This is a genomic window from Nocardia sp. NPDC001965, assembly GCF_053594175.1.
This window is the reverse complement of record NZ_JBSFDZ010000015.1, coordinates 64,457-88,940: the sequence shown is the minus strand read 5'-3', so window position 1 is coordinate 88,940 and position 24,484 is coordinate 64,457. Positions and strand designations below refer to the sequence as shown.

The 24,484-nt window shown below is 65.7% G+C and carries 30 protein-coding genes; 23 read left to right on the top strand and 7 right to left on the bottom strand.

Annotated features, from left to right (window positions below):
* Window positions 1–84: 84 nt before the first annotated feature.
* The 4 genes from ACWCPQ_RS21385 to ACWCPQ_RS21370 all read left to right on the top strand — a co-directional run bounded on the left by ACWCPQ_RS21385 (window position 85) and on the right by ACWCPQ_RS21370 (window position 2,869).
* Window positions 85–573 carry a cupin domain-containing protein gene (locus ACWCPQ_RS21385; RefSeq protein ID WP_449901471.1) on the top strand — a complete coding sequence of 163 codons (489 nt, stop codon included), beginning with the start codon at window positions 85–87 and terminating at the stop codon, window positions 571–573.
* A 102-nt stretch (window positions 574–675) separates the two neighbouring features.
* A complete protein-coding gene (recO, locus tag ACWCPQ_RS21380) occupies window positions 676–1,497 on the top strand; it encodes a DNA repair protein RecO (RefSeq protein ID WP_449901469.1) in 822 nt (273 codons plus the stop codon).
* Window positions 1,498–1,631: 134 nt separating this feature from the next.
* On the top strand, window positions 1,632–2,447 hold the full coding sequence (locus ACWCPQ_RS21375) for an isoprenyl transferase (protein WP_449901467.1): 816 nt from the start codon (window positions 1,632–1,634) through the stop codon (window positions 2,445–2,447).
* On the top strand, window positions 2,444–2,869 hold the full coding sequence (locus ACWCPQ_RS21370) for a hypothetical protein (RefSeq protein WP_449901465.1): 426 nt from the start codon (window positions 2,444–2,446) through the stop codon (window positions 2,867–2,869). The genes ACWCPQ_RS21375 and ACWCPQ_RS21370 overlap by 4 nt, the downstream gene beginning before the upstream one ends.
* Before the next feature lie 9 nt (window positions 2,870–2,878).
* On the opposite strand, the gene ACWCPQ_RS21365 is transcribed toward ACWCPQ_RS21370, so the two are convergent.
* A complete protein-coding gene (locus ACWCPQ_RS21365; protein ID WP_449901464.1) occupies window positions 2,879–3,523 on the bottom strand; it encodes a TetR/AcrR family transcriptional regulator in 645 nt (214 codons plus the stop codon).
* A 103-nt stretch (window positions 3,524–3,626) separates the two neighbouring features.
* Between ACWCPQ_RS21365 and ACWCPQ_RS21360 the strand changes: the two genes are divergently transcribed.
* Entirely contained in the window at window positions 3,627–4,613 is a 987-nt protein-coding gene (locus tag ACWCPQ_RS21360) for a hypothetical protein (protein WP_449901461.1), read from the top strand.
* Between the two features lie 82 nt (window positions 4,614–4,695).
* Here the strand turns inward: ACWCPQ_RS21360 and ACWCPQ_RS21355 are convergent, their stop codons facing one another.
* Both ACWCPQ_RS21355 and ACWCPQ_RS21350 read right to left on the bottom strand, forming a co-directional pair.
* Complete coding sequence (locus ACWCPQ_RS21355; protein WP_449901458.1) at window positions 4,696–5,139, bottom strand: Fur family transcriptional regulator; 444 nt, start codon at window positions 5,137–5,139, stop codon at window positions 4,696–4,698.
* A 3-nt stretch (window positions 5,140–5,142) separates the two neighbouring features.
* A complete protein-coding gene (locus ACWCPQ_RS21350) occupies window positions 5,143–5,493 on the bottom strand; it encodes an ArsR/SmtB family transcription factor (RefSeq protein ID WP_449901455.1) in 351 nt (116 codons plus the stop codon).
* A 306-nt stretch (window positions 5,494–5,799) separates the two neighbouring features.
* Here ACWCPQ_RS21350 and ACWCPQ_RS21345 point away from each other — a divergent pair, with 306 nt between their 5' ends.
* From ACWCPQ_RS21345 to ACWCPQ_RS21335, 3 genes are all read left to right on the top strand, one after another.
* Window positions 5,800–7,200 (top strand): glycine--tRNA ligase, encoded by a 1,401-nt coding sequence (locus ACWCPQ_RS21345; protein ID WP_449901453.1) that lies wholly within the window; start codon window positions 5,800–5,802, stop codon window positions 7,198–7,200.
* Window positions 7,201–7,486: 286 nt separating this feature from the next.
* Window positions 7,487–8,164: an MBL fold metallo-hydrolase gene (locus ACWCPQ_RS21340; RefSeq protein WP_449901450.1), complete on the top strand. Its 678-nt coding sequence runs from the start codon at window positions 7,487–7,489 to the stop codon at window positions 8,162–8,164.
* A gap of 85 nt (window positions 8,165–8,249) precedes the next feature.
* Window positions 8,250–8,795, top strand: coding sequence for an HD domain-containing protein (locus ACWCPQ_RS21335; protein ID WP_449901448.1), 546 nt, complete (start codon window positions 8,250–8,252; stop codon window positions 8,793–8,795).
* Here ACWCPQ_RS21335 and ACWCPQ_RS21330 read toward each other — a convergent pair.
* Together ACWCPQ_RS21330 and ACWCPQ_RS21325 are read right to left on the bottom strand one after the other, a co-directional pair.
* Window positions 8,788–9,258: an NUDIX hydrolase gene (locus ACWCPQ_RS21330; protein WP_449901446.1), complete on the bottom strand. Its 471-nt coding sequence runs from the start codon at window positions 9,256–9,258 to the stop codon at window positions 8,788–8,790. The genes ACWCPQ_RS21335 and ACWCPQ_RS21330 overlap by 8 nt on opposite strands.
* Window positions 9,255–10,010 carry a helix-turn-helix domain-containing protein gene (locus ACWCPQ_RS21325; RefSeq protein ID WP_449901443.1) on the bottom strand — a complete coding sequence of 252 codons (756 nt, stop codon included), beginning with the start codon at window positions 10,008–10,010 and terminating at the stop codon, window positions 9,255–9,257. Before ACWCPQ_RS21325 ends, ACWCPQ_RS21330 begins: the two co-directional genes overlap by 4 nt.
* A 143-nt stretch (window positions 10,011–10,153) precedes the next feature.
* Between ACWCPQ_RS21325 and ACWCPQ_RS21320 the strand changes: the two genes are divergently transcribed.
* From ACWCPQ_RS21320 to ACWCPQ_RS21250, 15 genes are read left to right on the top strand one after another with little or no spacing between them, the layout of a single operon-like run.
* The gene (locus tag ACWCPQ_RS21320) at window positions 10,154–10,384 is read left to right on the top strand and encodes a helix-turn-helix domain-containing protein (protein WP_449901441.1); all 231 of its coding nucleotides are present in this window, start codon (window positions 10,154–10,156) and stop codon (window positions 10,382–10,384) included.
* Window positions 10,381–10,539, top strand: coding sequence for a hypothetical protein (locus ACWCPQ_RS21315; RefSeq protein ID WP_449901440.1), 159 nt, complete (start codon window positions 10,381–10,383; stop codon window positions 10,537–10,539). Before ACWCPQ_RS21320 ends, ACWCPQ_RS21315 begins: the two co-directional genes overlap by 4 nt.
* Window positions 10,539–10,688: a hypothetical protein gene (locus ACWCPQ_RS21310; RefSeq protein WP_449901438.1), complete on the top strand. Its 150-nt coding sequence runs from the start codon at window positions 10,539–10,541 to the stop codon at window positions 10,686–10,688. Before ACWCPQ_RS21315 ends, ACWCPQ_RS21310 begins: the two co-directional genes overlap by 1 nt.
* Window positions 10,685–11,047, top strand: coding sequence for a hypothetical protein (locus tag ACWCPQ_RS21305; RefSeq protein WP_449901436.1), 363 nt, complete (start codon window positions 10,685–10,687; stop codon window positions 11,045–11,047). The genes ACWCPQ_RS21310 and ACWCPQ_RS21305 overlap by 4 nt, the downstream gene beginning before the upstream one ends.
* On the top strand, window positions 11,044–11,370 hold the full coding sequence (locus ACWCPQ_RS21300; protein WP_449901434.1) for a hypothetical protein: 327 nt from the start codon (window positions 11,044–11,046) through the stop codon (window positions 11,368–11,370). Before ACWCPQ_RS21305 ends, ACWCPQ_RS21300 begins: the two co-directional genes overlap by 4 nt.
* The gene (locus ACWCPQ_RS21295; RefSeq protein WP_449901432.1) at window positions 11,370–11,789 is read left to right on the top strand and encodes an RRQRL motif-containing zinc-binding protein; all 420 of its coding nucleotides are present in this window, start codon (window positions 11,370–11,372) and stop codon (window positions 11,787–11,789) included. Before ACWCPQ_RS21300 ends, ACWCPQ_RS21295 begins: the two co-directional genes overlap by 1 nt.
* Before the next feature lie 14 nt (window positions 11,790–11,803).
* Window positions 11,804–12,133, top strand: a complete 330-nt coding sequence (locus ACWCPQ_RS21290) for a hypothetical protein (protein WP_449901429.1) — start codon at window positions 11,804–11,806, stop codon at window positions 12,131–12,133.
* Window positions 12,130–12,915 carry a hypothetical protein gene (locus tag ACWCPQ_RS21285; RefSeq protein WP_449901427.1) on the top strand — a complete coding sequence of 262 codons (786 nt, stop codon included), beginning with the start codon at window positions 12,130–12,132 and terminating at the stop codon, window positions 12,913–12,915. Before ACWCPQ_RS21290 ends, ACWCPQ_RS21285 begins: the two co-directional genes overlap by 4 nt.
* The gene (locus ACWCPQ_RS21280; RefSeq protein ID WP_449901424.1) at window positions 12,915–15,041 is read left to right on the top strand and encodes a hypothetical protein; all 2,127 of its coding nucleotides are present in this window, start codon (window positions 12,915–12,917) and stop codon (window positions 15,039–15,041) included. Before ACWCPQ_RS21285 ends, ACWCPQ_RS21280 begins: the two co-directional genes overlap by 1 nt.
* Before the next feature lie 19 nt (window positions 15,042–15,060).
* Window positions 15,061–15,555, top strand: coding sequence for a hypothetical protein (locus tag ACWCPQ_RS21275; protein WP_449901421.1), 495 nt, complete (start codon window positions 15,061–15,063; stop codon window positions 15,553–15,555).
* Between the two features lie 37 nt (window positions 15,556–15,592).
* Entirely contained in the window at window positions 15,593–17,065 is a 1,473-nt protein-coding gene (locus ACWCPQ_RS21270) for a hypothetical protein (protein ID WP_449901419.1), read from the top strand.
* 47 nt (window positions 17,066–17,112) lie between these two features.
* On the top strand, window positions 17,113–18,150 hold the full coding sequence (locus ACWCPQ_RS21265; protein ID WP_449901417.1) for a hypothetical protein: 1,038 nt from the start codon (window positions 17,113–17,115) through the stop codon (window positions 18,148–18,150).
* Window positions 18,147–18,503, top strand: a complete 357-nt coding sequence (locus ACWCPQ_RS21260; protein WP_449901414.1) for a hypothetical protein — start codon at window positions 18,147–18,149, stop codon at window positions 18,501–18,503. Before ACWCPQ_RS21265 ends, ACWCPQ_RS21260 begins: the two co-directional genes overlap by 4 nt.
* Window positions 18,500–19,309 (top strand): DUF2637 domain-containing protein, encoded by an 810-nt coding sequence (locus tag ACWCPQ_RS21255; RefSeq protein ID WP_449901412.1) that lies wholly within the window; start codon window positions 18,500–18,502, stop codon window positions 19,307–19,309. Before ACWCPQ_RS21260 ends, ACWCPQ_RS21255 begins: the two co-directional genes overlap by 4 nt.
* A 35-nt stretch (window positions 19,310–19,344) precedes the next feature.
* Window positions 19,345–19,800, top strand: a complete 456-nt coding sequence (locus ACWCPQ_RS21250; protein WP_449901410.1) for a hypothetical protein — start codon at window positions 19,345–19,347, stop codon at window positions 19,798–19,800.
* 1,173 nt (window positions 19,801–20,973) lie between these two features.
* On the opposite strand, the gene ACWCPQ_RS21245 is transcribed toward ACWCPQ_RS21250, so the two are convergent.
* A complete protein-coding gene (locus ACWCPQ_RS21245; protein WP_449901408.1) occupies window positions 20,974–22,434 on the bottom strand; it encodes a hypothetical protein in 1,461 nt (486 codons plus the stop codon).
* Between the two features lie 578 nt (window positions 22,435–23,012).
* Window positions 23,013–24,458 carry a recombinase family protein gene (locus ACWCPQ_RS21240; RefSeq protein WP_449901406.1) on the bottom strand — a complete coding sequence of 482 codons (1,446 nt, stop codon included), beginning with the start codon at window positions 24,456–24,458 and terminating at the stop codon, window positions 23,013–23,015.
* Window positions 24,459–24,484: the final 26 nt, after the last annotated feature.

Sequence of the window (24,484 nt, the reverse complement as noted above, 5' to 3'; positions counted from 1 at the left end):
GATCACTGCCGGTGGTAACTGCGTCTGGTTCGCGCTTTCTTCCCGGTGTGCACTGAGAGCGACAGCAGAACGAAGGAGCACATCATGTCGTCCTCTGGATCCGACGCCCTCGTCGTACCGGCCGGGACCGCGGAAAGAGTGGAGTTACCCCACGGCGGGGCTTTCCATCTGCTCGCCGATGCCGTAGACACCGGCGGCGAGCTGGGCGCGAACCGGCTCACCCTCGGTGTCGGCGCGGACGGGGCCGGCCCGCACTATCACACGCGGTCCGCCGAGTTGTTCTATGTTCTGGCCGGGACCGCGGAGTTCTTCCTCGACGGCGCGTCGGCGACCGCGCCCGCGGGCAGTCTCGTCGTGGTCCCGCCGGGTATGCCGCATGCCTTCGGCGCCGCGCCCGGGTCGGCGGCGGACCTGCTCATCGTCCTCGCTCCCGGTGTCCAGCGGTTCGAGTACTTCCGTCACCTCGGGCGGATCCAGCACGGGCACGCGGACTTCGACAGCCTGCTCACCGAACAACAGCGGTACGACGTCCACTTCCTGCCCGCGACGCCTTGGCGCCGACCGGCCGGGTAACCGCGACGAGCGGGCCTGGCAGGTGCACCCCGCCGCGGAGGTGCGGCGGCCGCGCCGGAACGGCTCGAGGCGAGGTGGCCGGACCCATGCAAGACTGGTCGGGTGCGTTTGTATCGTGACCATGCCGTCGTGCTGCGCCAGCACAAGCTGGGTGAGGCCGACCGTATCGTCACGCTCCTGACCCGGCAGTACGGTCTCGTGCGCGCCGTGGCCAAGGGGGTGCGCCGCACCAAATCGAAATTCGGGGCCCGGCTGGAGCCGTTCGCCTATGTCGACGTCCAACTCCATCCTGGCCGCAGCCTCGATATCGTGACCCAGGTCCACACCGTCGAGGCGAACGCGTCCGCCATCATCGCCGACTACGGCCGCTACACCACCGCCTGCGCCGTACTGGAGACCGCCGAACGCCTGGCCGGTGAGGAACGTGCCCCCGTCCCCCGGCTGCACACCCTCACCGCGGGCGCGTTGCGCGCGATCGCCGAGGGGCAGCGGCCCCACGAATTGATCCTCGACGCCTTCCTGTTGCGCGCCATGGACTACGCGGGCTGGGCCCCCGCCGTCGACGAATGCGCCCGCTGCGCCACCCCCGGCCCGCATCGCGCGTTCCATGTGGGCGCCGGGGGAGCGGTCTGCGTCCACTGTCGCCCACCCGGCGCCGTCACCCCCGCTCCCGCGGTCTTCGACCATCTGCTGGCACTGCGCCACGGTCGCTGGGACCGCGTCGAAACGATCCCCGAATCGGCCCGCCGGCAGGCCAGCGGCCTGATCGCGGCCCACCTGCAATGGCATCTGGAACACAAACTGCGCACCCTCCCGCTGGTGGAGCGCAGTGGCGGAGCCCCCCGCCCCGGAGCCGCGAACACCGTCGAAGAACTACGCGCGGAAGATCAGGTCGCCGGTGCGGCGGGGCCGAGTAGCCGGTAGACCGGCCGACCCGCTCTTGTCCCGCCGACGGCCCGTGCCGGTTTCCGGAGCGAGCGATAGGGGCTTCTGGGTTGATGCTGTCCCCCCGCTGCCCCGTCGGGAGCCGGACCGTCGGCAGAGCTAGGCTTTGGAGCGTGATCCTGCGTCGTGACACCACCGGTTCGGACGTACCCGCGTCCGATACCGTCCGTACCATCCGGCCGCCGTCACCGCACCCCTCGGGGGCCCGGCCGCCGGAGATTCCGGCGGAGCTGGTGCCCAGGCATGTCGCGCTGGTGATGGACGGTAACGGGCGGTGGGCGCAGGAGCGCGGGCTGCCGCGCACCGCGGGCCATGAAAAGGGCGAGGCCGTGCTCATGGACACCGTCGAGGGTTGTATCGAAATCGGTGTGAAGTGGTTGTCGGCGTATGCGTTTTCCACTGAGAACTGGCGGCGCAGCCCCGATGAGGTGCGGTTTCTCATGGGGTTCAATCGGGATGTGATCCGGCGGCGGCGGGACGAGATGCACGAAATGGGTGTGCGCGTGCGCTGGGCCGGGCGGCGACCGCGATTGTGGCGCAGCGTGATCCGTGAGCTGGAGACCGCGCAGGAGTTGACCAGGGACAACACCGTGATGACGTTGACCATGTGCGTCAATTACGGGGGTCGTGCCGAGATCGCCGACGCGGCAAGGGAGATCGCGCGCCGGGTGGCGGCGGGGGAGATCGATCCGGACAAGGTCGGTGAGGATACGATCGCCCGGTTCCTGGACGAGCCGGATATGCCGGATGTGGATCTGTTCCTGCGGCCGTCGGGGGAGTTCCGTAGTTCGAATTTCCTGATCTGGCAGTCCGCGTACGCGGAGTTCGTCTATCAGGCGACGTTGTTCCCGGATTTCGATCGGCGCAATCTGTGGGATGCCTGTCTCGAGTACGCGCGCCGTGATCGCCGGTTCGGAGGCACCAAATGAGTAGTGAGGCCGAATCGGGCGCGCTGGCACCGGATCTGGAGCTCCAGGCGCGGGCCGGGGCGGGGCTGGGGCTCTACGATATCGATGTCCGGGTCGACAACGACGGTTCGCTGCGGTTCGATTTCCAGGGTGCGTTGTGCTCGCTGAGCGCGTTCACCTTGACACCCGGCCTGGATGTGTTGTCGCTGACGTGTGTGCTGGCCTGGGATCGTCCGCTCAAGCCGCAGTTGCACAAGCGGGTGGCCGAACGGAACGCCTCGCTGCAGTTCGGTTCGATCGCGGTGATCTCGCACGGCAAGCTCGCCGATGTGATCCTGCGGTACACCTTCCCGGCGGCGGGTCTGGACGATCCGGCGTTGACGACGATGATGCTGCTGGTGCTCGGTGGCGCCGGTGAGGCGCGTAAGGGTTTGTTGCCCTGATCTGCTCGGTCAGGCCGGGTCGGCGACCGTAGTGGATTCGTGCCGCGGCCGGGTTCCGGGCGCGCCGTAGGGGAACAGTGTCTCGACCCCGCGCAGGTACTCTTCGCGGACCGGGTCGCCCAGAATCAGGTGCTGGAGTACGAATCCGGGGAGCAGCCCGAACAATGCGGCGGCCACCGCGTCGAGGTCGGCGTCGGGTGGTAGCCATCCGGCTGTGCGCATCCGCTCGGCGTATGCGCGCCACATTCCGCGGATACCGGCCAGCGTCTGCCGGACCGGTGCCGCCGCGTCCTCGTCGATCAGAGCCAGCGACCAGGCTTGCGGGGCGAGACGGATCCGGCCTTCGGGGCCGCTCTGGGCGATGATCCAGTCCGTCATCTGCCCGATCAGTTCGGCGGGGGTGGGCAGCGGATCGCTGTCGATGACCGCCGTCATTTTCGTACGGATATCGCCGGCGGCAGTGGACGCCAGTGCGATTACCAGTTGGTCCTTGCTCTTGAAGTAGCGGTAGACCGCGCCCGCGGAGAGTCCCGATTCGGTGAAAACGTCTTGCATCGAGGTCTGGTGGAAGCCTTTACGGACGAAGCAGATCCGGGCGGCGTCGAGGATCTGCTGCCGGCGGCGTTCCAGGTGTTCGTCACTGACTCGGGGCATGCCTCCAAACTAAAACGAATGTTCGTTCTTGACAAGGCGCCGTGGCCGGTGGGACGGTGAGTGCACAAAAAGAACGAGCCTTCGATTTTCTGGGGAGAACCTCATGAACGTCATCCAGCGCGCGGTGGCACTCGGGGTGGGCGCGGCTCTGCTGCAAGCGCTGATGTTGATCGCCTTCGCATGGCCGGCGACCAATATCGCGCCCCGCGACCTGCCTTTGGCTGTGACCGGCCCGCAGGCGGCAATGGTCGAGTCCCGCCTCACGGGGCAGAGTCCGGGCGCCTTCGAACTGACCGTCGTGCCGGACGAGGCGGCGGCACGCGAAGCGATCGGTGATCGCGAGGTCTACGGCGCGATCGTCACCGGCGGCGGCGCACCCCGGGTGCTGGTCGCCTCCGGCGCGGCCCCGGCGGTGGCCCAGCAGCTCACCCAGATCGGTCAGCAGATATCGGGCGCACCCGCCGCGCCGGTGGAGGACGTGATCCCGGCCGACCCCGACGATCCGCGCGGCGCCGGATTCGGCGCGATGGCCCTCCCGCTGGTCATGGCGGGTATCGCGGGTGGCGTGCTACTGACCCTCCTGGTGCCCTCGGCCGGTGGACGCGCCCTGGGCGTACTCGTCTTCGGTATCGCCGGCGGCCTGCTCAGCATGCTGGTGACCCAGACGTGGTTGTCCATCGTCCCCGGTGAATACCTCGCTCTGTCGGTAGTTGCCGGACTGGTCTCGTTCGCGGTCGCCGGCACTGTCACCGGTCTGGCCACCGTGATCGGTCGCGCCGGTATCGGTATCGCCGCGCTGACCATGCTGCTGATCGGTAATCCGTTCTCCGCCGCCACCGCCGCCCCCGAACTGCTGCCGCAGCCGTGGGGGGCGATCGGTCAGCTGCTGCCCCCGGGTGCGGCCGCCTCGCTTCTCCGCTCGGTCGCGTTCTTCGACGGAGCGGGAGCGCAACGCCCGCTCCTGGTGCTGCTGGCCTGGGCGGCGCTCGCCCTCGTACTGCTCGGCATCGGCGCGATCCGCGATCGCAACCGTGTCGAGCCGGAGCCGTCCGCCGCGTCTGCTCCCGAGGTGGTGCCGGTCACCGCGTGACCCCGCGCATCGAGAAACGGCGGAGGCCGCTACCACCCGGTGGTAGCGGCCTCCGCCGTTGTCCGGTGGAATTCCGGAGCGGCTAGCCCCGCCCGACCGCGGCGCAGGAGTGGCAGGTGCCGAAGATCTCCAGGGTATGGCTGACTTCGGTGAATCCGTGGCTGGAGGCGGTGCTGGCCGCCCATGCCTCCACGGTCGGCCCGGCGACCTCGACCGTGCGGCCGCAGTGGCGGCACACCAGGTGGTGATGATGACCGGTGGAGCACTGCCGATAGACCGATTCGCCGTTGTCGGTGCGCAGGACGTCGACCATTCCGGCGTCGGCCAGTGATTGCAGTGTGCGGTAGACGGTGGTCAGTCCGATCCCCTCGCCGCGCTGGCGTAGCTCGTCGTGTAGCTCCTGAGCCGACCGGAACCTGTCGATATCCTCCAGTAGCGCGGCGATCGCGTTGCGTTGCCGCGTGGTGCGAATACCGACTGCTTTCTGTGTGGCGGTCCCTTTGGCGGTGGCCAGGTTCTCGGACACGAATTACCCTTCTTCTTCGGCGTGCGCTACTGCGTCGACCACGATATGCGCCAGATGGTCGTCGACGAGTTCGTAGAGGACCTCCCGGCCCGAACGCTCGCCGTGCACCACCCCGGCCGATTTGAGAATCCGCAGATGCTGGCTTACCAGCGGTTGTGTAACGCCGAGAGAATCCACCAGCTCGTGCACACAGCGCGGCGACTCCCGCAGTTGTAGCACGATGGCGATACGAACGGGGGCCGCGAGTGCGCGCAGCAGTTCACCGGCGTTCTCCAGTACGGTCCGTGGGGGTATCGGGACCGGTGCCGGAGAGCGGTAGGGGTTGTGCTGCCCGGTGGCGGTGTGCGTTGTCATGGTCCACTCCTTATTGGAAACCGGTCTCATTTTGATATGCAAGGGTATGCATGTCAAATATCCGTGCCGGTCCGGATCCGAATCGTGTCCACCGGGCTGCGCCGCGCAGCTCCGCATTCGCTCCGGGCAGGCGCGCACCGCGTACCGCCGCCTCCGTCCCCGCCGCACGCAGGCTGCGGATAGGGTCCGCCCGCGTGCACCCACTAGGCTGTACCCGATCAGCCGCGCACGGCAGAGCAGCTACCGTGGGCAACCGCGATCACGTAGCCCCTTCCGGGCGGCGTAACTACTGGCGATTCGTAGTGGATGGAGAATTCTCGCGTGGCACCCAAGTCGAAGGTGGACACCGTTGCCAACCTCGCCAAGCGTCGGGGTCTCGTGTACCCGTGCGGTGAGATCTACGGCGGTACCAAATCGGCGTGGGACTACGGTCCGCTGGGCGTCGAGCTCAAGGAGAACATCAAGAAGCAGTGGTGGCGGTCCATGGTCACCAGCCGCGAGGACGTCGTCGGCCTCGACTCCTCGGTGATTCTGCCGCGCCAGGTCTGGGTGGCCTCCGGCCACGTCGAGACCTTCTCCGATCCGCTCGTCGAATCCCTGCACACCCACAAGCGCTACCGGGCCGATCATCTGCTCGAGGCCTACGAAGCCAAACACGGCCGCCCGCCGGCCAACGGCCTCGCCGATATCAACGATCCGGAGACCGGCCAGCCCGGCAGCTGGACCGAACCCCGCAACTTCTCCGGCCTGCTGAAGACCTACCTCGGCCCGGTCGACGACGAAGAGGGTCTGCACTACCTGCGCCCCGAGACCGCCCAGGGCATCTTCGTGAACTTCGCGAACGTCATGACCACCGCGCGCAAGAAGCCGCCGTTCGGTATCGCCCAGATCGGTAAGAGCTTCCGCAACGAGATCACCCCCGGCAACTTCATCTTCCGCACGCGCGAATTCGAGCAGATGGAGATGGAGTTCTTCGTCAAACCGGGCGAGGACGCCGAATGGCACAAGTACTGGATCGACACCCGCTTCTCCTGGTACACCGACCTGGGAATCGATCCGGAGAACCTGCGCCTGTACGAGCATCCGAAAGAGAAGCTCTCGCACTACTCGGCCGGAACCACCGATATCGAATACCGCTTCGGTTTCCAGGGCGGTGAATGGGGCGAGCTGGAAGGTGTCGCCAACCGCACCGACTACGACCTGTCCACGCACGCGAAGCATTCCGGCGCGGAGCTGAGCTACTACGACCAGACCACCGAGGAACGCTACGTTCCGTACGTGATCGAGCCCGCCGCCGGCCTGACCCGTTCGCTGATGGCGTTCCTGGTCGACGCGTACGCCGAAGACGAGGCCCCGAACGCCAAGGGCGGTGTGGACACCCGCACCGTACTGCGCCTGGACCGTCGCCTCTCGCCGGTCAAGGCCGCCGTACTGCCACTGTCCCGCAACGCCGACCTGACCCCGAAGGCCAAGGACCTCGCCGCCCGGTTGCGCCGGAACTGGAATGTCGAATTCGACGACGCCGGCGCCATCGGCCGCCGCTACCGCCGCCAGGACGAGATCGGCACCCCGTTCTGCATCACGGTCGATTTCGACACCCTCGAAGACCAGGCGGTCACAGTGCGCGAACGCGACACCATGACCCAGGAGCGGATCGCCCTGGACCAGGTCGAGGGTTATCTGGCGCAACGCCTCATCGGCTGCTGACCGGTACTCCGTCCGTTCCTTGCCCTACCGCCGCCGATCAGGGCGGCTGGTAGGCGGGAGCGGGACGGGAGCGGCAGGCCGCATGCGGCCGGCGCAGTGGGAGCAGATGTGATCGGATAGGTGCCGAATCGGTGGCGGCGCCCGATTCGGCGCTGTCACATCCTGATCCTCGTCCGCGGCCGGGTCGGCGGGGCGTACTCCCGGCCATCGGCCCTGCCCGGCGCAAGCACTCGCCGCCGGAGGGTGCTGCCCGGATCTCTGCGTCCGGTCTCACTAGCATCAGGGTGTGATCACCATCGATACCTCCTACACCGGACATGTCTCACCGGGTTCCGCGCCGCAGCGCCGCGAAGTCCCGGGAGCCCGGGTGACCAAGATGTCGGTCGGCCCGATGGACAACAACACCTACCTGGTGCAATGCGCGACCACCGGCGCCGCCCTGCTGATCGATGCCGCCAACGAGGCCGACCGGATCATCGAGTTGATCGAGCAGGAGACCACCGGCGGAGTCGGCCTGATCGTCACCACTCATCAGCACGGCGACCACTGGCAGGCCCTCGAAGCCGTCTCTGCCGCCACCGGTGCCCCCACCGCGGCGCATGCCCTGGACGCCGAACCGCTTCCGGTCGTCCCGCAACGCATCCTGGCCGAAGGGGATACGGTCACCATCGGCGACCTCACTCTCGAGGTGATCCACCTGGTCGGGCACACTCCGGGATCGGTCACCCTCGCACTCACCGACGGCTCCGGACGAACCCATCTGTTCACCGGCGACTGCCTGTTTCCGGGGGGCCCTGGGCGGACAAGAAGTCCGGAGGAGTTCAATTCGCTCTTCACCGGATTGACCAGCAAGGTTTTCGACCGGTTCGGCGATGACACCGTTGTGTACCCCGGGCACGGAGATGACACCACACTCGGTGCCGAGCGGCCACATCTGGCGGAGTGGAAGAGTCGCGGATGGTGAGCGGAGAGCGGGTTCCGGCGGGCCTGCCAACTCGGCTCGCCCGTTCATGGTGTCGTCTGTCGCCGCAGGTCGATACGGTCGCATCATGAGCGGCGGTGAGACTCCGGAATGGGCCGAAGGGCTGGCCCGTAAACACCTGGCGCCGCTGCCCCGACGGCTGGCCCATGTGGAAGGGGTGGCCCGACAGGCTGCTCGCGCTGAGGAAGTGGTGGACGATCCGGCGCTGCTGGTCGTCGCGGCATGGCTGCACGATATCGGCTATGCGCCGGATATCGAGCGACTCGGGTTTCATCCGGTCGACGGCGCCGAGTTTCTGCGTGACCACGGAGTCAGCGATCGGTTGTGTGCCCTGGTTGCGAATCACTCTTGCGCGTGTGTCGAGGCTAGACGCCGCGGACTGCAGATCGAGTGGTCCGACGAGGAAACAGAGCTCCGGGATGCCTTGTGGTGGGCCGATATGACCACTACGCCGACGGGTGGCACTACTGCGGTCCGTGAGCGGATTGCCGAGGTCCAGGCCCGGTACGGACCCGATCACGTTGTCGCTCAGTCGGTGGCGGAGGCCGTGCCGTACCTGCTCGGAGCGTCCGATAGGACGGTAGCCAGGCTCGGAGCCGTATCGTTCAAGTGAAGTACGGGCTGTTCGAGTCCTCGAGCCCTTTCTGAATCCTGAGCAGGATGGATGGGTGGATATCCCGCTCGGACAACTCCGTCGGCCGGACCCATTCGACCTCTGTGGATTCCTCACTCGTCCGCAGGTCGCCACCGATCGGCTGTGCGCGGAAGCAGATGGAGAACTCCTGACGTACCTCGCCGTCGTCATAGGCGATGACATGCTCAGGATTCGAAAAGACGCCCACCAGTTCGATCACGTCGACCTCGATGCCGGTCTCTTCGCGGACTTCCCGAACAACAGCTTGAGCAACCGTCTCGCCAGCTTCGAGGCCGCCGCCGGGCACGGAGTATTTGCCGTTGTCAGAGCGCCGGATCAGTAAAATTCGGCCCTCGCGATCCTGGACGAGAGCGCTCACCGCCACCTTGACGGTGTTGGGTGTCGGTGCGGCCGGATCGTAGAAGTAGTCCGTTCTGCTCATGCTCGGTTCCCGAAGTCGGCTTCGTAGCTCTCTGTCCAGACCTGTTCGAAGCTGGTCGTGTAGGTCTCGAAAAGGTCGGCCGCCGGGAGCTGCCGCAAATGGAGTGCCGGCGCGTAGGCCCCCGGCTGCCCGTACACGTGCATATTGACGATCATCTCGTCATCGAACCTGAAGATGGAGTTGTAGAGCGTCGTCTTGTGGTACCGGATGTCGACCCCGTCGATCGCCGCCAGCGGTTCGATCAGGGCGAGCGCGTTCCGGATCCGCGCGGGCACAGTCGCCGCCGCCAGCCGCTCTTCCCCGCTTCTCTTCGTCGCTTCGTCTTCGTCTGGATCCCCGAACAACATTCGGACCTTCATGCCCTCACGCGTCTTCTGCTTGATGGTCCGCGCGAACAACGGCTCTTCGGTGAGGAACAGCCCGGCGAGAACCAGGACGTCGATCTGCTCGGTTGCCTGCGACAGCAGGCGCGTCCACAGATCATGCGGAATCGCGCTCCGATGAGGGTAAACGTTGATGACTTCTGACTGCGCCACCTCTGTGCGGCGTTCCGGTGCGAGCGCTTCGGGCCAGAGGTAGTTCTCAGTCTCGCGCACCATCGAGGCGAGCTTGTGTCGATGGCGTGGGTACGGCGTTCGGCCCTTGGTGATCCATCGCTCAACTGTCTTCTCTTCGACTCCGACCTCGGCTGCGACGTCGGAGATATCCAGGCCATTGCGCAGAAGCGCCTCTCGCAACCGATCGTTCGGCATCTCAACTCCCAAGGGACGACTAGGGACTTCTTAAGTGTAGGCGAGACGTCCTCAGCCGTCCAGCTATGCGGTCATTGCGACAGCCGATTTCCCGAAAAGTAACGGATTGCAAGGCATTTCCTACTTTTCGAAGGAGAGCAACCGTGTCGCACAAGCACTTCGGTCAGGCCAGCGGGACCGACGCCCGCCGACTGATCAGCCTCAAGACGGCGGCCTCATTGGTCGACGTCGACGCGAAGACGATCCGCAACTGGATCCACGCCGGCCAGCTGCGCGGCTTCCGCGTCAACGGTCATCTGCTGCGGGTCAACCACGCCGAACTGCTGGCGCTGGTTCAGCCAGTAACCGTGCCTCTGATGGGGGAGGCGGAATGACCAGCCAGAAGAAATCCGAAGCGCCGAGCCGCGTCGATGCCGGTCGCTTGGCGGAGTACGTCGCCAAGGTGGTCGAGCAGGCGCCGCCCATCTCGGCCATAGCGCGAGCCCGGTTGTCCGCCGTTCTCGGTAGCGCGGATCGGAGGGCTGCGTGATGCGGGCGCGAACGTTCGCGGTGGTCCTCGCCGTGGTTTCGGTGGGCTTCCTGGTTCTGACGGCTCCGGAGATTGTCGGTCTCACGGTGATGCTGCTGGGAGCGGTTGCGTTCTGGCGGATGCGGCCCCGGAACGGGGTGCGGCGATGAGTATCGAGCAGGAACGGGAGCCGTTCAACGATCCGGCGGACCTGCTGGATGAGCTGGACTCGATCATCCGAGAGCAGCAGTTACTGCGGTTGCGGGTGGAGGCGTTACAGGCCCGATATCGGGAGTTGGAGCCCTACGCGGAGCGATTCGACAAGCCGGGGCTGAATGAATGGTCTACGCCGGAGACGTTCGGGTCGGTGAATATCGAGTCCGCAGTAAACCGGCTCGACGCTGTGGTCCGAGAAATGGCCTGGTCGCAGAAGTGGCTTCAGATGACAGCCACGGTCGCGGCGAAGGTGCAGGAATACCCACGTCGCCAGCTGGTCGTCGACGGGTTGCAGGTTGGGCGGTCGCGGTGATCGGCCGGGAGCCGAACGGGTACGGCCCGACGCATTACGACCGAGTTCGCGGTAATCACGCGTTCCAGAGCATGGCGGCCCCGGAGTTCACCAGCACGAGCGCGGTATTCGCCCCGGTCCGGGCGCTTCCGATCGGCGCGCAGCTGATTGTGTGGGCGGTGCTGATCCTTGTCGGGATGTGCGGTTGCACGGCGGCGTGGATCGATCAGCAGTCGTATCAGCCGTCACCGAAGGTGTGCCGTGCCGATCAGATCCCGCATGCGGAGCAGCTGGGCTGTGTTCGTCCGGCACCACAGGTGCAGTCCCCGGCAGGGCGGCCGTGATGGCGGCCGAGCAGCAGTATCGGGACCAGATCCCGGTCTACGAGTGGCGGTGCGCCCCGGGCCATCTTCGGACACGACGGCAGCTGGCGGCGCAGGGTTTGCGCCCGAACGGTCAGGACATCGCGGGCCGGGTCGAGCGTCCTCGTCGTCGGGGTGAGCCTTTGACGGCCTACCTCTACGACATCCGGTTGGCGGCGGCGAAACGCGAAGCGACCCCGGCGCAGCTGGCGGCGCTGGAGCGGGCGACGCGGGAGCGGCAGTTGCGGGCGGCGGAACGCCGTGGCATCAACCGCGAGGAGATGGATACCGCCGGTGATCCCGGTTCGGGGTGGGCCGATTCCACACCAGGCCAACGGATCGCGGGTCACGCCTTCGCCGATCTGGTCGAGGGTCGGGATCGGGAAGGGCTGGAGCGGTGACCCGCCGTCGTCCGGTGCCATCGCAGGTCCGTGAGCAGTCCCAAGTTCACGGGCAGCAGCTGGTCCCGGTCACCGAGGTGCCGCACCTGGCCGCTGCGGCGATTCGCAGTGGCCGGGTGGATCGAAAGATCCGGGTGGATCTCCCAGCACCGCAGCAGGTCCGGACTCCGGGCCGGACGGCGGGCCAGTGGCTGGGTTCGGGGCAGCGGTTGCGGCCGGTCCGGCCGCAGTACGTGACCGAGGAAGAGATCGAGCAGGCCGAACAGGGCAAGCGGGCCCCGATCCCGGGTCACCCGTTCGCGGGTCTGACCGGCAATCGAGAGCGAGAGGAGATGGAACGATGACGGTTCACCTGCTGAGCCCGCGCGACATGGTCGTGCTGACGGTGCTGGCCGAGCATTACGGTGCACCGCTGGATGTGGTGGCCCGGATGCTGGGTGTGTCGCTGCCGAGCGCGTATCGGATCGTGCGGAAATGGCGGGGCGCGCACATGGTCTCAGGGTTGAAGATCCGCCCTGTCCCTGGTCCGACCTGGGTGTTTCCGACGCGGTCGGCCGTGGAGGCACTGCTGCCGTTCTGGGCGCGGTATTGGACCCCGACCCCGAAGATGGCCGCGCACGTAATGACGGTGCTGGAAGCCCGGTTGGCGTTGGTCGGCCTGGACCTGGACCGGTGGATCAGCGAACGCGAACTGCGCGCCCAGCTGGGACCGGTGAAGCCGGGCGAACCGCGCCCGCACGTCCATGACGGCCGGTGGCTGGACTCGGCTGGTGACTGGCGGGCGGTCGAGATCGAACTGACCCCGAAGACCCCGCACGTCGCGAAAGCCGCGGTTGCACGGGCGAAGAAGGCCGCGCACGGCCAGTGCGCCGCTATCACCTACTACTGCGCGGATCCCGTGATCACCGACCGGTACGGCAATTCGACCGGCGAGCGCAGCAACGAGATCCGCAACCTCATCCGGGCCGCGGCCAAGGAGACCTCTTCTGTGGAGGGTCCTTCGGTGCGGGTGGCGGGTTTGTCCGAACTTCTTCCTGACCGGGACTCCGCTGTTCGGCCCGGCTTGACGGTGATCGCTGGCGGAGCAGCTGATCACGGGCCCCAGGCCGGAAAGGCGGTGTCGTGATGAGCACCGAAGAGATTTACGCCCAGGACCCAGGCTGCCAGCCGGTCCTGACCCCGCAGGACTGCGGACCGCATGTGACCTCGATGCCGACCGTGCCGGTGAGCCCGGCGGAGCCGTCCCAAGCTCCGCACGGTGATCCGATGCCCGAGATCAGCCCGTCGCTGCCCGGTATCGACCCCGATGGCGAGTGGTTCAACTGGCTGAACATGCCGGACTGGACGTGGGACGGTGTGGTCGACGGCGGTGTGGTGACCGGCGCCGGTTTGGTGTTCGTGCTGATCCTGACCCTGTTGCTGCTGGTGCCGTCGACGCTGCTGGCGTGGACGCCGGCGAAGATGCGGAACTGGACGATGGCGTCGCTTCTGGCGCTGCCCGGTTCGGCGATCGTGTTCGACGGTCTGGAGGCCACCGCGCCGCTGACCCAGTTCCACGAGGGCGCGACCGAACTGCTGGCCGGGAACCCCGTGCACGGGCTGCTGTTGATGTCGGTGCTGCTGGTCCCGGCGTCCTGGCTGGCCGCGACGGTGGCGGTCACCGATCGCCGAGTGAAGGCCGCTACCACCGGTTTCCGGTCCCCGGCCGCGACCGAGCGGGCGTTGCATCGGCAGGCGCAGCGGGAGCAGCGCGCCGCGGCCCGGTTGTCGCGGTATCGGCTCCCGTTCTCCACCGGTGGGCTGAACCCGCACCCGGTGATCGGACGGCTGGCTGTCGAGCACACGCAGGCGCCGGCGAAGTCGCGGGCGCGGGCGTTGATGGGTCGCAACGAGACCCGGTTGATCGTGCCGTGGATCAAGATGAACGAGCACGGCACCAGCGTTGCGTCCTCGGGTAAGGGCAAGTCGACGCTGATGAACCGGGCGTTGATCAGCTGGTTCGTGACCGGTTGGCAGCGGCACCGGCAGTGGTGGCGCACCGACCGTCCCGGTCGCCCGCTGGTGTTGGTGATCGACTGCAACGGCGGTCCGGACTCCCGTAAGGCCGCGAACCGGCTGATGCCGTGGTTCAAGGCGTTGGGTGTGCCGGAGGAGCGGATCGGGCTGTTCCCCGACCTCACCGGCCTGGATTTGTGGTCGACGCCGAAGGTCGATGACCTGCGCTCGATCCTGTCGGCGATGGTCTCCGGCGGCTCGGTGCCGACCAGTGACACCGAGAAGTACTTCCACGAGATCCGCGAAACCCTGATCCACCTCATCGTGGACGCGCCGGAGAAGGTCGTCGACGGCGAACCGGTCGGTGAGAACCCGCCGCGCTCGTGGTTCGAGTTCCTGGCCCGGTTCGACGTGCACGAGCTGGCGAAACTGTGGGGCGGGGTCATCGACGACACGATCCCGTGGTCCGGCGTGCCGGGCGTGGACGCGGAGATCGCCTCCACCAAGGCCGGGAAGCAGCCGGTGATGGATTCCGCTCGTGCGGAGTTCGGGAACCTCTATCGCGCTCTGGGTGATGCGTTCGACGGCGAGAAGTCGTTCACCGACTTCGATGTCCTCTACATCGTGCTGGAAGGCATCAAAGCCCCCGATCGGGCCCGAGCCCAGTTCGCGGCGCTGGGTTGCATGTTGGAGCAGCTCGCCGACCGGCAGCACGGCCGCCAGGCCATCCTCGCCGTCGACGAGTTCTCCGCCGTATCCGATGGCAAGACCCGCGCGAAGGCGTGGGTGGAGCGGCTGCGTAAGGCCGGGATCTCGACCTGGTGGTTCGCCCAGTCCTGGAACGGTCTCGGCCACGACGACGACGCCCGCGAAGCACTCGTGACCGCCGCGTCCGGCGGATCGCTGCTGGGTGGTCAGCAGCGCGGTGAGAAGTTGGCCGAAACCTACGGCACCCGCAAGGGCTTCGACCTGTCCCGGAAGCTCATCGGCGGCTCCACGATCGGCGACGAGGGCAACATCCAGGGCCACGACAAGTTCCTGGTCGACCCGAACAAACTGCGCTCGATGGGCAAGGGCGACATCGTCCACGTCTCCGACGGCATCGCTCGATTCGGCCGCGTCTCTCCGCTGGATGAGCGTCAGCTCGCCAGCCTGCGCCCGCTGCCCGGTTTGGGCCGTCTCGTCGACCCCGATCCCAAACCCACACCGGAGCACGTTGCCCCGGTGATCGATCTGACCAAGCGCCGTCCGGCCTGATCAGGAAGGAGAACACGTCATGGCTATGCCCAACATCAATCCCGAAGACCACGGCGAAGAGATCCCCAGCACCAACGCCCCCGGCCGGGCGCATGAGGACAGTGTCCTGGCTGCTCTGCAGGCCGATATGGAGGGCAGCACCGCCGCGAAACTCGCCGCTCAGCTGGTGCCCGTCGTCCCGGACGGCGGGCAGGTCGGGCGGGCGATCACCCCGACCGTGCAGAAGGCCGCGAAGCTCGGCGACACCGTGCGGTTGTGGGCGCCGGCCATCGGCGCCACGGCTGTGGTCGGCGGTGCGGCGCTGGTGTTCCCGCTGACCGGCCCGCTCGCGATCTACAGCGCTGGCCTGGTCGGGTTCGGTCTCTGGCACTGCGCCGGACGGCCCGGCCCGGTCCAGGCGGTGCTGATGCTCATCTACACCGTCACCGACGCACTCGCCCGGATCCGGGAATGGGTGGCCCGGCTGTCGGCTCGCCGCGCTGCCTATGAGGCCCGGCGCACCAACTCTCAGTAACTCCGTAAATCAGTAAACACAGAAGGAGAACACCGCTATGTCCGATCGTTCCGTCGAAGACCAGATCATTGCCGAGACCACGAGTTTCGCGGCCAAGCTCGGTGTGCTGGCCCGCCAGCATGCCCAGGCCCGGGGCTGGTTGGGGCAGCGCAAGGTCCGCCGCGAGATCAGCCTGACGATGCGGGCCCAGCGCCGCGCTGAGCAGGCCGAACGGGCTCATCACCTGTCCTACACATCGCAGATGATCCACCGATATCAGATCGCGGCCCAGGCCCGCACCGATCGTGCGCTCGATCCGCGGATCGGCATCGAGCAGCAGCGGCGTGACGCTGACGCCGATGCTCGTCATCTCGACGAGTTGCGGGAGCGGATCGTCGGTAACACCCGATTGACGCAGGTGGAGCGCGGTATCGCGCTCGATTGCCTGGAAACGGCGCGGATGTGGCCGCACGGGAAGGTCAAGACACCGGAACTGCTCGCCCGGGCACCGAAGGTCCGTGGCGTGGACGCGTTGCGGTATCGGGCGCGGCTGGCCCGGGAAACCGCGTGGGTGCGGGAGCGTCGGTACGAGCGTGAATCCGGGCGCCTGGCCCACGAGGCCGCATGGATCGAGCAGCGCCGGGCCGAGCGTGGGCCCGTGCGGCAGGAGTTCGTCGCGAGCACCTTGCAGCAGCCGGTTCGCGAGGAGGCGCCGCAGGCTGCGCTGGCGCGGCCGACCGGTGAGCTGACCATCGGGCAGGCCGATGCGATCCAGAAGATCCGCCATGCACAGTTGTCCTGGAACGCAGTGGCGCCGCAGGCCAGCCATGGCGAGCGGGAGCAGCTGGCCGAGCAGTGGCGCGACGCAGGCCGGGCTGCGGAGCAGGCCGGGCTGACCTCCCAGCGTATCGACTGGGAATTTCGCAACGCCGAACAGAACTCGCGCTACACCAGCCGGATCCACTCCCGGGGCGCCGACGGTGCCGTCGCTAACTGGCTGGCCTACCACCCGAGCGAAGCCGAAGCGGCCAAGTGGGTGGCCCGCGATATCGGGACGGCGAAGTGGAATCCGGGCGTGCAGCTCAACGTGGCGATCCACGAGCACGGCACCGGCGCCCCGGTCCGGTCCGTCGACGGCAGGGTCGAGCACGTCACCGCCCGCACTGCGGAGTGGGCACGCCCAGCACAGCAGCGCGAGCAGTCTCCGGAGGCCGCGGAGTTGGCGTCGCTCAAGCAGCGCCATCACCTCTCGATCGAGCACAACGCCGATTTGGCCGCGCAGAACGCCGGATTGACCCAGCAGTTGACCGCGCTGCGGGCCGAACGCGATCAGCTGACCGAGGAGCGCGACCGGTACAAGACCGAGCGCGACGAGGCCGTGCAGAAGGTGGTCGCGCGTACGCCGGCGGCCGAGCGGCTGGGCAGCCCGCAGCGGCAGGCCGCCCAGGCGCAGCGGGAACCGATCCCGGGCCACCCGTTCTCGGGCCTGGTCAACGGCCACGACCGTGAGCGGGAAGGCATGGAGCGATGACCAATCCGGAGACCACCAACCGATCCGATCAGGAAGGAACAACACCCATGACCGAGACAGACCGAACCGAAACAGAAGCCTTCATCGTGGACCCGGACCGACTGCGTCGCTACGCCGGCGAGAAGTTCAGCGACCCGGGCCAGCCGGGTTACTACGCCCGCCGGGGCGTGACCGACGAGGTCGAGCAGCAGATGCGCGCGGACGCGGTACGAGCTGCGCGGTTGCTGGAGCAGGCCCGCAAGGTCGGGACTCGGGACGAGTACGTGAAATTTTCCGATCCCGCCGGCGAGATCCGCTCCCGGTGGGCGAACCACGAATCGGATGTGGTGCGTGCGAGCTGGGAGTACCTCGACGATGCCCGCGAGGACTGGCGACGGTCGCCGGGGGCGATGGAGCAGCTCTACGAGGAGATTCTGATCGACCGGGTCGACAGCGTCACCGGAGGCATGAGCCCGAACGAATGGTGGTCACAGCGTCAGGCCCGCGAGATGGGCGGTCACGGACCGTGGCCGGAGGCCCGGGACCCGTTCAGCATCGATGCCGGCCGCACACGCCCGACCAGCGCGGCGGACCCAGCCTGCCCAAGCCACTACGCCGATGCGGCGGACCGGGCAGAGCAGGTGATGCGGGCGGACTTCGCCCAGGTGTATCGGCTGGACCGGGAGCGGGGCCAGACCTACACCGACAGCGAGTACGTGCAGCTCACCGAGCAGATGCACGATATCGCTGAGCCGTGGGTGGCGCGCATCGATGAGCTCGGGGAAACCTGGCGTGATATGCGCTGGCTCTCCTCCGGTAGTTACGGCAGCCGTGGCGAATACGCCGATGCGGTCGAACGGATCGAGCAGTACCGCCGAGAGGACAATCCTCTGTTCACGCGCAGCGCGACCCAGGTCGGTGAGCTGACGGGAATCGTTCGCCCGCACCGGTCGACCGCCGCTCCGCGCACTCCCGAGACGCCGGTGTCCTCCGCCTTCGCCGCAGCCCGCACCGCCGAACTGCGCCGGTGCGGTCGCGCTCCGATCCCGGGGCATCCGTTCGCGGGCCTGGTCGCCGGGCACGAGCGGGAAGGAATCGAGCGGTGACCGCCGTGGAGATCCGTCGGCAGTCCCAAGCTGACGGGTTCACCCCACTGCGGCCCTACGCCCCGGAGTCCTACGCCGAGCTGGAAGCCCGCCTGATCACCGCGAACCAGCGCGCCGCGGACCTGGAAGAGCAACTGGCGCAGGTCACCGGCGAGCGGGACACGGCCGAGCACCGCGCCGCGGAGCTGGAAGACCGTAACCGAGAGCTTGCCCGCGATCTTGACGACGCACTCGATATCGCATCCGAGCACGCACTGGATGCGGGTCGGGAACGCATGGTTCCCAAGCCCATCTACGGCCACCCGTTCGCCGGGCTGGTCTCCAATCGCATCCGAGAAGGGATGGAACGATGACTACCACTGTCGCCCCTGTGTCGCCCGAGACTCCGGCTGTCGCCGCTGTGTCGCCCAAAGCGACGAGCCGGTTCGACTTCGCCGAAATCGTCGCTTTGGCCATGACCGTGGTCATCGGTGCTGGTGCGTTCGCGTGGAGCTTCGCCGCGTTGAGTGATCTGTCGCGGATGGCCGGCATCACCGACAGCCTCACCTGGATCGGGCCGGTGTTCGTCGATGGCGCGATCATCCAGTCGATTGTCGCCCTGGTGTCGCTCAAGCGACGGGAGCGATTCGGGGTGAAAATCCCGAAAGCTACTCGCTGGTTCTTCTGGGGTGAACTGTTCGCCGCGGAACTGATCTCGGTGGCCGGAAATGCCCTGCACGCTGCGGAATCAACCGGCCGGGTCCTGCCCGCCACGATCGCGGCCTGTGTGGCTGGAGCTGCCCCGATGTTCGGTCTGGCCGCTACCCACGGTCTGACCGGCCTGCTGGAGGTTCCCCGGGCCGCGTCGCCCGAGGCGACACCCGGCGACAGCAGTGTCGTCGAAGGCGACACCACCCCCGGCTCGGGCGACAGCGAGGCGACACCGGAGTCGGCGGAGGCGACACCCACCGTCGAGGAGGCGACAGCGGCACGCGACGCCGAGATCTGGCGGTTGCACCGCGAGGGCTTGTCCTATCGCGAAATCGGCCCGCTCGTCGGCGTTCACTCCGGGTCGATCGGCAAGATCCTCGCTCGCCTCAAGGCCGAGCACGACGCGACAACCATCGAGCCGCTGGCGCTGCCCGAGGCTCCCGAAAACGTCCGGTACATCGCCGGATAAACCCACCACCCATCGATAACCAAGGAGTAACTGTTATGTCGTGGATCATGTCCGATGAGCCCAAGGTCATCCGGAGCGCGTTCGGGAAGAACGACCGGCCCGGCGCCACCGTGATCGGCCTGGTCATCTCGCAGGAGTTGACCAGCCAGAAGGACCCGAAGACCGGTAAACCGAAGGTCCGTGGTGGCCGGGAGGTTCCGCAGCTGGAGGTGGTGATCCTGACCGAGCAGCGCACCGACGCCGACGACGACGGCGCCCGGAAGCTGTTCGTGCGGGGCAATATGCAGAAGGCGATCAAGGCCGCGATCCTCGCGGCCGGCGATGACGATCTGCGCACCGGCGCCCGGGTCACGGTGCAGTTCACCGGCACCGGGCAGGCGTTCAACGCCGACTACGCCCCGCCGAAGCTGTATCGAGCCAAGTACGAACCGGCCACCGATGACAGCCTCGCCGAGGTCGCCGCCTATCTGGGCCAGGACGACGACGAGTAACCCTCACATCGAGTTCTGACCAGTAAAGAAGGTCCCTGCCGAGTCCCAATCGGCAGGGGCCTTCCGCATGTCCGGGACCGGAGTGACCGGCCGGACACGATCATTGTCGCCCACGCCGGGACCGCCGCGGGCGCGGGTTGTTCTGCTCCTGGTCGGGGCGCGTGCGCCCCTTCTCGGGCAGGCCCCCGGCCTGCCCGATATCGCCTGCTCTTCGCGCGTAGAGGCTCCGGGGTCAAGGGTGGCCGCAGGCCATCGCCGAAGGCGACGCGCAGCGCCCTTGACGCTGGAGGGGCGCGCGAACACAATGCAGGCGCCCCGACCAGGAGCACGCGGCCGGCAGGCCGCGCACGGCGCCCCTCGGGGCGCCGAAAACCTGATCTTGACCAGCGGGTTGCTGCGCGAAAACCGTGATAAAACCGGGCCAAAGGCCCGCCAAACGCGGTCACAAGTTGTCACAACTTTTATCACCGGCGCTTCTGTCTCCCCACCCCTCCTGACCTGCCTAGACCGGCGCTGCGCGCCGGTGAATCCTCCTCCCCCTCAGTCCCCAATCTCACTTCCACTACGTGAAACGAAAGTGAGATTGGGGACTGAGGGGGAGGAGGATTCAAAAATCAATTCAGTTCAGGAGGGGTGGGGAGACAAAAGAAAAAGACTCTGGTTGCGTTGGGTGGGTATCGGTGCGTTGGCATGGTGGTGGCGTTGGCATACGAGGCCAGTGGTGACGTCATGGACGGATCCGGCGGTCTACTGATCGGCCCGGCGAGCGTGTGCGGCGTAAGCGAGCGCCGGTGACGTAGCGGTGGTGGTGCGAGCGCGCGGGGCGCACTCGTCCGAGAGCTACCGCTCTCGCCTGTGTTCCGCACGAGGGCCGTGGCGGGCGCGCCTCTCCGTCCGGCCTATCTGGGGCTATCACACGACCACCGGACATCAAGGGCGCCTACGGCGTCGGCAAGCCGATGGCCTACGGCCACCCTTGACGCCCGGCGCCCGTGTGATCGGGCAGCCCCAGGCCGAACGGAGAGACACCCCCGCCACGACAAACCGAGCGCTCCACTCCGGTAGAACTCCGCAACCTGGCGGCTGCGCACGGGGCTCTGCCCCGGAACCCCGCTCTCGGCGAGGCCAGGCGCTCACAGAGAGCCAGGGCACGGACTCTCACGCCACGCAGCTCTACCGGATTTTTTCCTGTTCGTCCGGATTAGCGCGGTGTTCGCTGTGCGAAGGTCGTTTCTTCCTAGGAGATCGCTCTTCGATGGTAATTGCATAGTTCCGTGAGCTGCTTTTTCCAAATTTACCTCGACGGCGGCTTATTCGGCGCCATCGAAATGACAGCGCAAGGATTACCACAAGCGATCCTATTACTATCGTAAAATAGATAGTAAGGCTGGCTGCGGGCCTGCTTCCAAAAGTGTCATCAATCCACGCGATGAACTCGGCAGGCCATTTCCCTTGCTTGCTGAACACCTCCATAGTTTCTGATATGCGTGGGAGAAGCGCGAAGAGGACCACTAGGAAACCCGCTACCGAGATCGCGATGGACCTTCGATTCTGCATTCTTGAATACCGAGATGACACAACGCTTTCAAGTGTCTTGACTCGGTCCAGTAGTCGCGAGTATAGGTTGTGAGAATCTTGCTTGTCCAAAATTGCCTTTACGATCGCTCCATCGTCCGGCCCGGACAGAAGATTTCTGCGGTACTCTTGCAACCCGATGGCCAGGATACTTTGAGCCTCGAACAACTTGCGGTCCCGTACAACGGCATCGGTAGTGATGCTATCGATCTGTTCGAGCTGCCTTGATTGTAAAAGCGCAGACTCAATTGGGATCAGAATATTCATGTCGTCCACGAAATCAGTGTGGCGGCCGTCCCAGTCGAGGTATATCGCATTACCGGCAGAGAGCCATAGCTCTCTGTCTGCTATCTTGAGGTGATTTTCTAGCAAGGATTCTTTCGCGGGCCCTTCAATGGTTAGGTCATACTTCGCCCGCATCATGAGAGAAGCAAGGGCATCCGCATGGGTCACCTTTGCTGACCGGCCTTCGCAGCATAGGGGCTTGCCAAGAGACATGGTAGTGAAGCAGTGCCACTCGTGAATGGATGTTCTTTTCGCAAGAATTTCAATGGCCCCGAGGTAAGCTGAAAATACAGTCTTGATGGTTAGTGGATCGTCGCCGCCTTCCGAATTTGCACCGCTCGATACTTTGACCCATCTTTGGTTCTCGGATTTTTCGAGGTCCAGTTTTTTAATCGCGCGAGAGCTGATCCTGACCTTTCCGGTGCTAGCCCAATATTTGGTAATTATTGGAAGAGAGATCTTCGCCCACTCAAGTCGGCGCTCACTGCTTTGCAGGCAAGCGGCGATTTCTTTCGGATGGAGCTGCTCACTCACTCCCGTGCTGAATGTCAGCATACATATGCCTGATCGATGGATCATCAAGGATGCTTCTATGGCATCTTCCTCGGCCATCAAGACGTCTTTGAAGAACACCCTATTGAGTGCAAGCCGAATGTAGGGTTCTCCCTTGAAATATCGCGGGTAGTGGGTGCGTTGCTCGATTCGAACCCGTAAAGCCCCATGTAGATGGTGATCCAGCAGGCCCTTATCCATGCGGGAAACTGAGTCCTGCACCTTCCGGATGATTGGCGAGTATGAATCATCCCTGTCATCTGGCTGGGAATTTTGTATATGGTATGCCCTGGGGCGATGGATTAGAATTATAAAATATTGAATGAGCAACTTGACAGTTAGCCACGGCTGAGTTTTTAGTAGGATCCAAGCCTCGGGTTTCTCTGAATTGAATTCCTCCATGAAAGTTTGAAACCTCTGGGCGTGGCGTAAGTCTCGTTCTGCTTTAATAATGCCATTGCTAACCCTCAGTTCGTCGGTGGCCGGGCTCGCGGCTATCGTAGCCATATTGCTTGTGAGTAGCCTATTTGCAAGCCGGTTAATGTTTAACCGGGGGCCCAGATCGAAAACGTATGAGTAATGAGCACCGCGTCCTGTTATCGTTAGAGTGTGTTCGTCATCGACGGCAACCTTCCGCTGGCGCACTGCCCGAAGTATGGCTGACCTAAGTGGCATCCTTGACCTGTGGACTTTCTCTGAAGTCTGGCGTGCGAAACTTATGTGGAATATGTTAACGGGAGCGCTCGAACCAGACTAAAGATCCTGCTCACGAGGTCGGCTTCCTCGGCGGCCATGGCTGCTTAGCGGGGGCCCTTGAATTCGAACGCCGAGTCGTACTCGTTCCAGTCGATGCGGACTCCTTCGGGCTTAAACCCAGGCCCTCCGCGGGCTGGGAGGATCGTTACTCGGATGCCTAGAGCGTTCAGCACTGCGATCTGCTGAGTGACCGCGAGGCCGATCCAGACCTGGTGGGCATCGCTGGTAGTGATTTGTGACAGCAGCGCGCCATCCAATCCAGCAGCGGTCCGCGTCGCGTCAGCTTCCGCCGCGGCGAGTTCCGGCTTGAGCTTCGCAGTGATGCGCGAGAGTTGCTGTGTGTCAATGGCCCCGTCGGCGAAGGCGTCCGCCGCACTGTCCAGCCTGGACCGTATGGCATCTACCCGGGAGCGTGCTTCCTGCCCGGCAGTATCATCTCGGGCGAACAACTCTCGTGCGTCAGGTTGTGTCAACCTCGTGCAGACGACCTGTGCAACGAGCTCGTCGACCCACTCCACCCGTCTTCCGACGCATCCGCGACCTGTGGGGCAGGCATACAGCACGTGGGGACCTCCGCGGTTGACGACTCGCAGTGTGGAGCCACACACGCCGCATCGTCCGATCCCGAACGACAGGAGGTGTCGCCGAGCTCCGCTTTTTGTGACCGACCGGCCAGGAGCCGTGAGTAAGGCAGTAACACGGTCGTGGTCGTCGCGATCCACTATCGCAGGCCACGCGGCCGGGTATTCCTGGCCGCGGTGTGTCCTGACTGCGATGTTCATCCTGCGCAGGGCCAGCTTCCGGACGGTCGACGACAGCCAGTGCCCTTTTCCCTTCGGCGTGGGCACGGCTTCTTCATTGAGTCGCTTGACGATGGCGTTCAGCGATAGGCCGGCCAGCAGATCAGTGACGATTCCACGGACTACATCTGCTGCAACTGGATCCTCGACGTCTTCCCAGCTCAGTACCGTGCCCGCAGCGTCTCGGCGATAGATGCGCTGCCACCCGTAAGCCACATGGCCGTTGGCCCGCCCCTCCTCGGCGCGCTGCTGTGCCGCGCGGGCGATCCGCTCGCCTTTGATCTCGGATTCCGCTGTGTCGAACTCGCCAAGCACCCCGGCGTACATCCGGCCGGCCGCCGATGTCAGGTCGATATCCGAGCCCTTGACAAGGGCGATGCCCACACGGGCCTTCGAGAGAACGTCGATCGCATGTGCGCGCTCGCGCCGGTTGCGCCACAGGCGGGAAAGGCCATACGAGACGATGTGCTCGAACTCTCCGCGCGTGGCCGCTTCGAGCATGGCCTCGTAGTCCTTCCGGTGCTTGGTCCCCTTCAACGCCGAAATGTCGTTGTCGGTGTAGACCCGCACCACTTCCCATCCCCGCGATTCGGCGAGGCGTACCGAGTCTTCGCGTTGGCGCGCGATGCCCTTCTCTGTGCTCCGCGGATCCTCGGAGATTCGACAGTAAACAACCGCTCTACCTGCCATGATAGCTATATTACCCGCTGAGAACC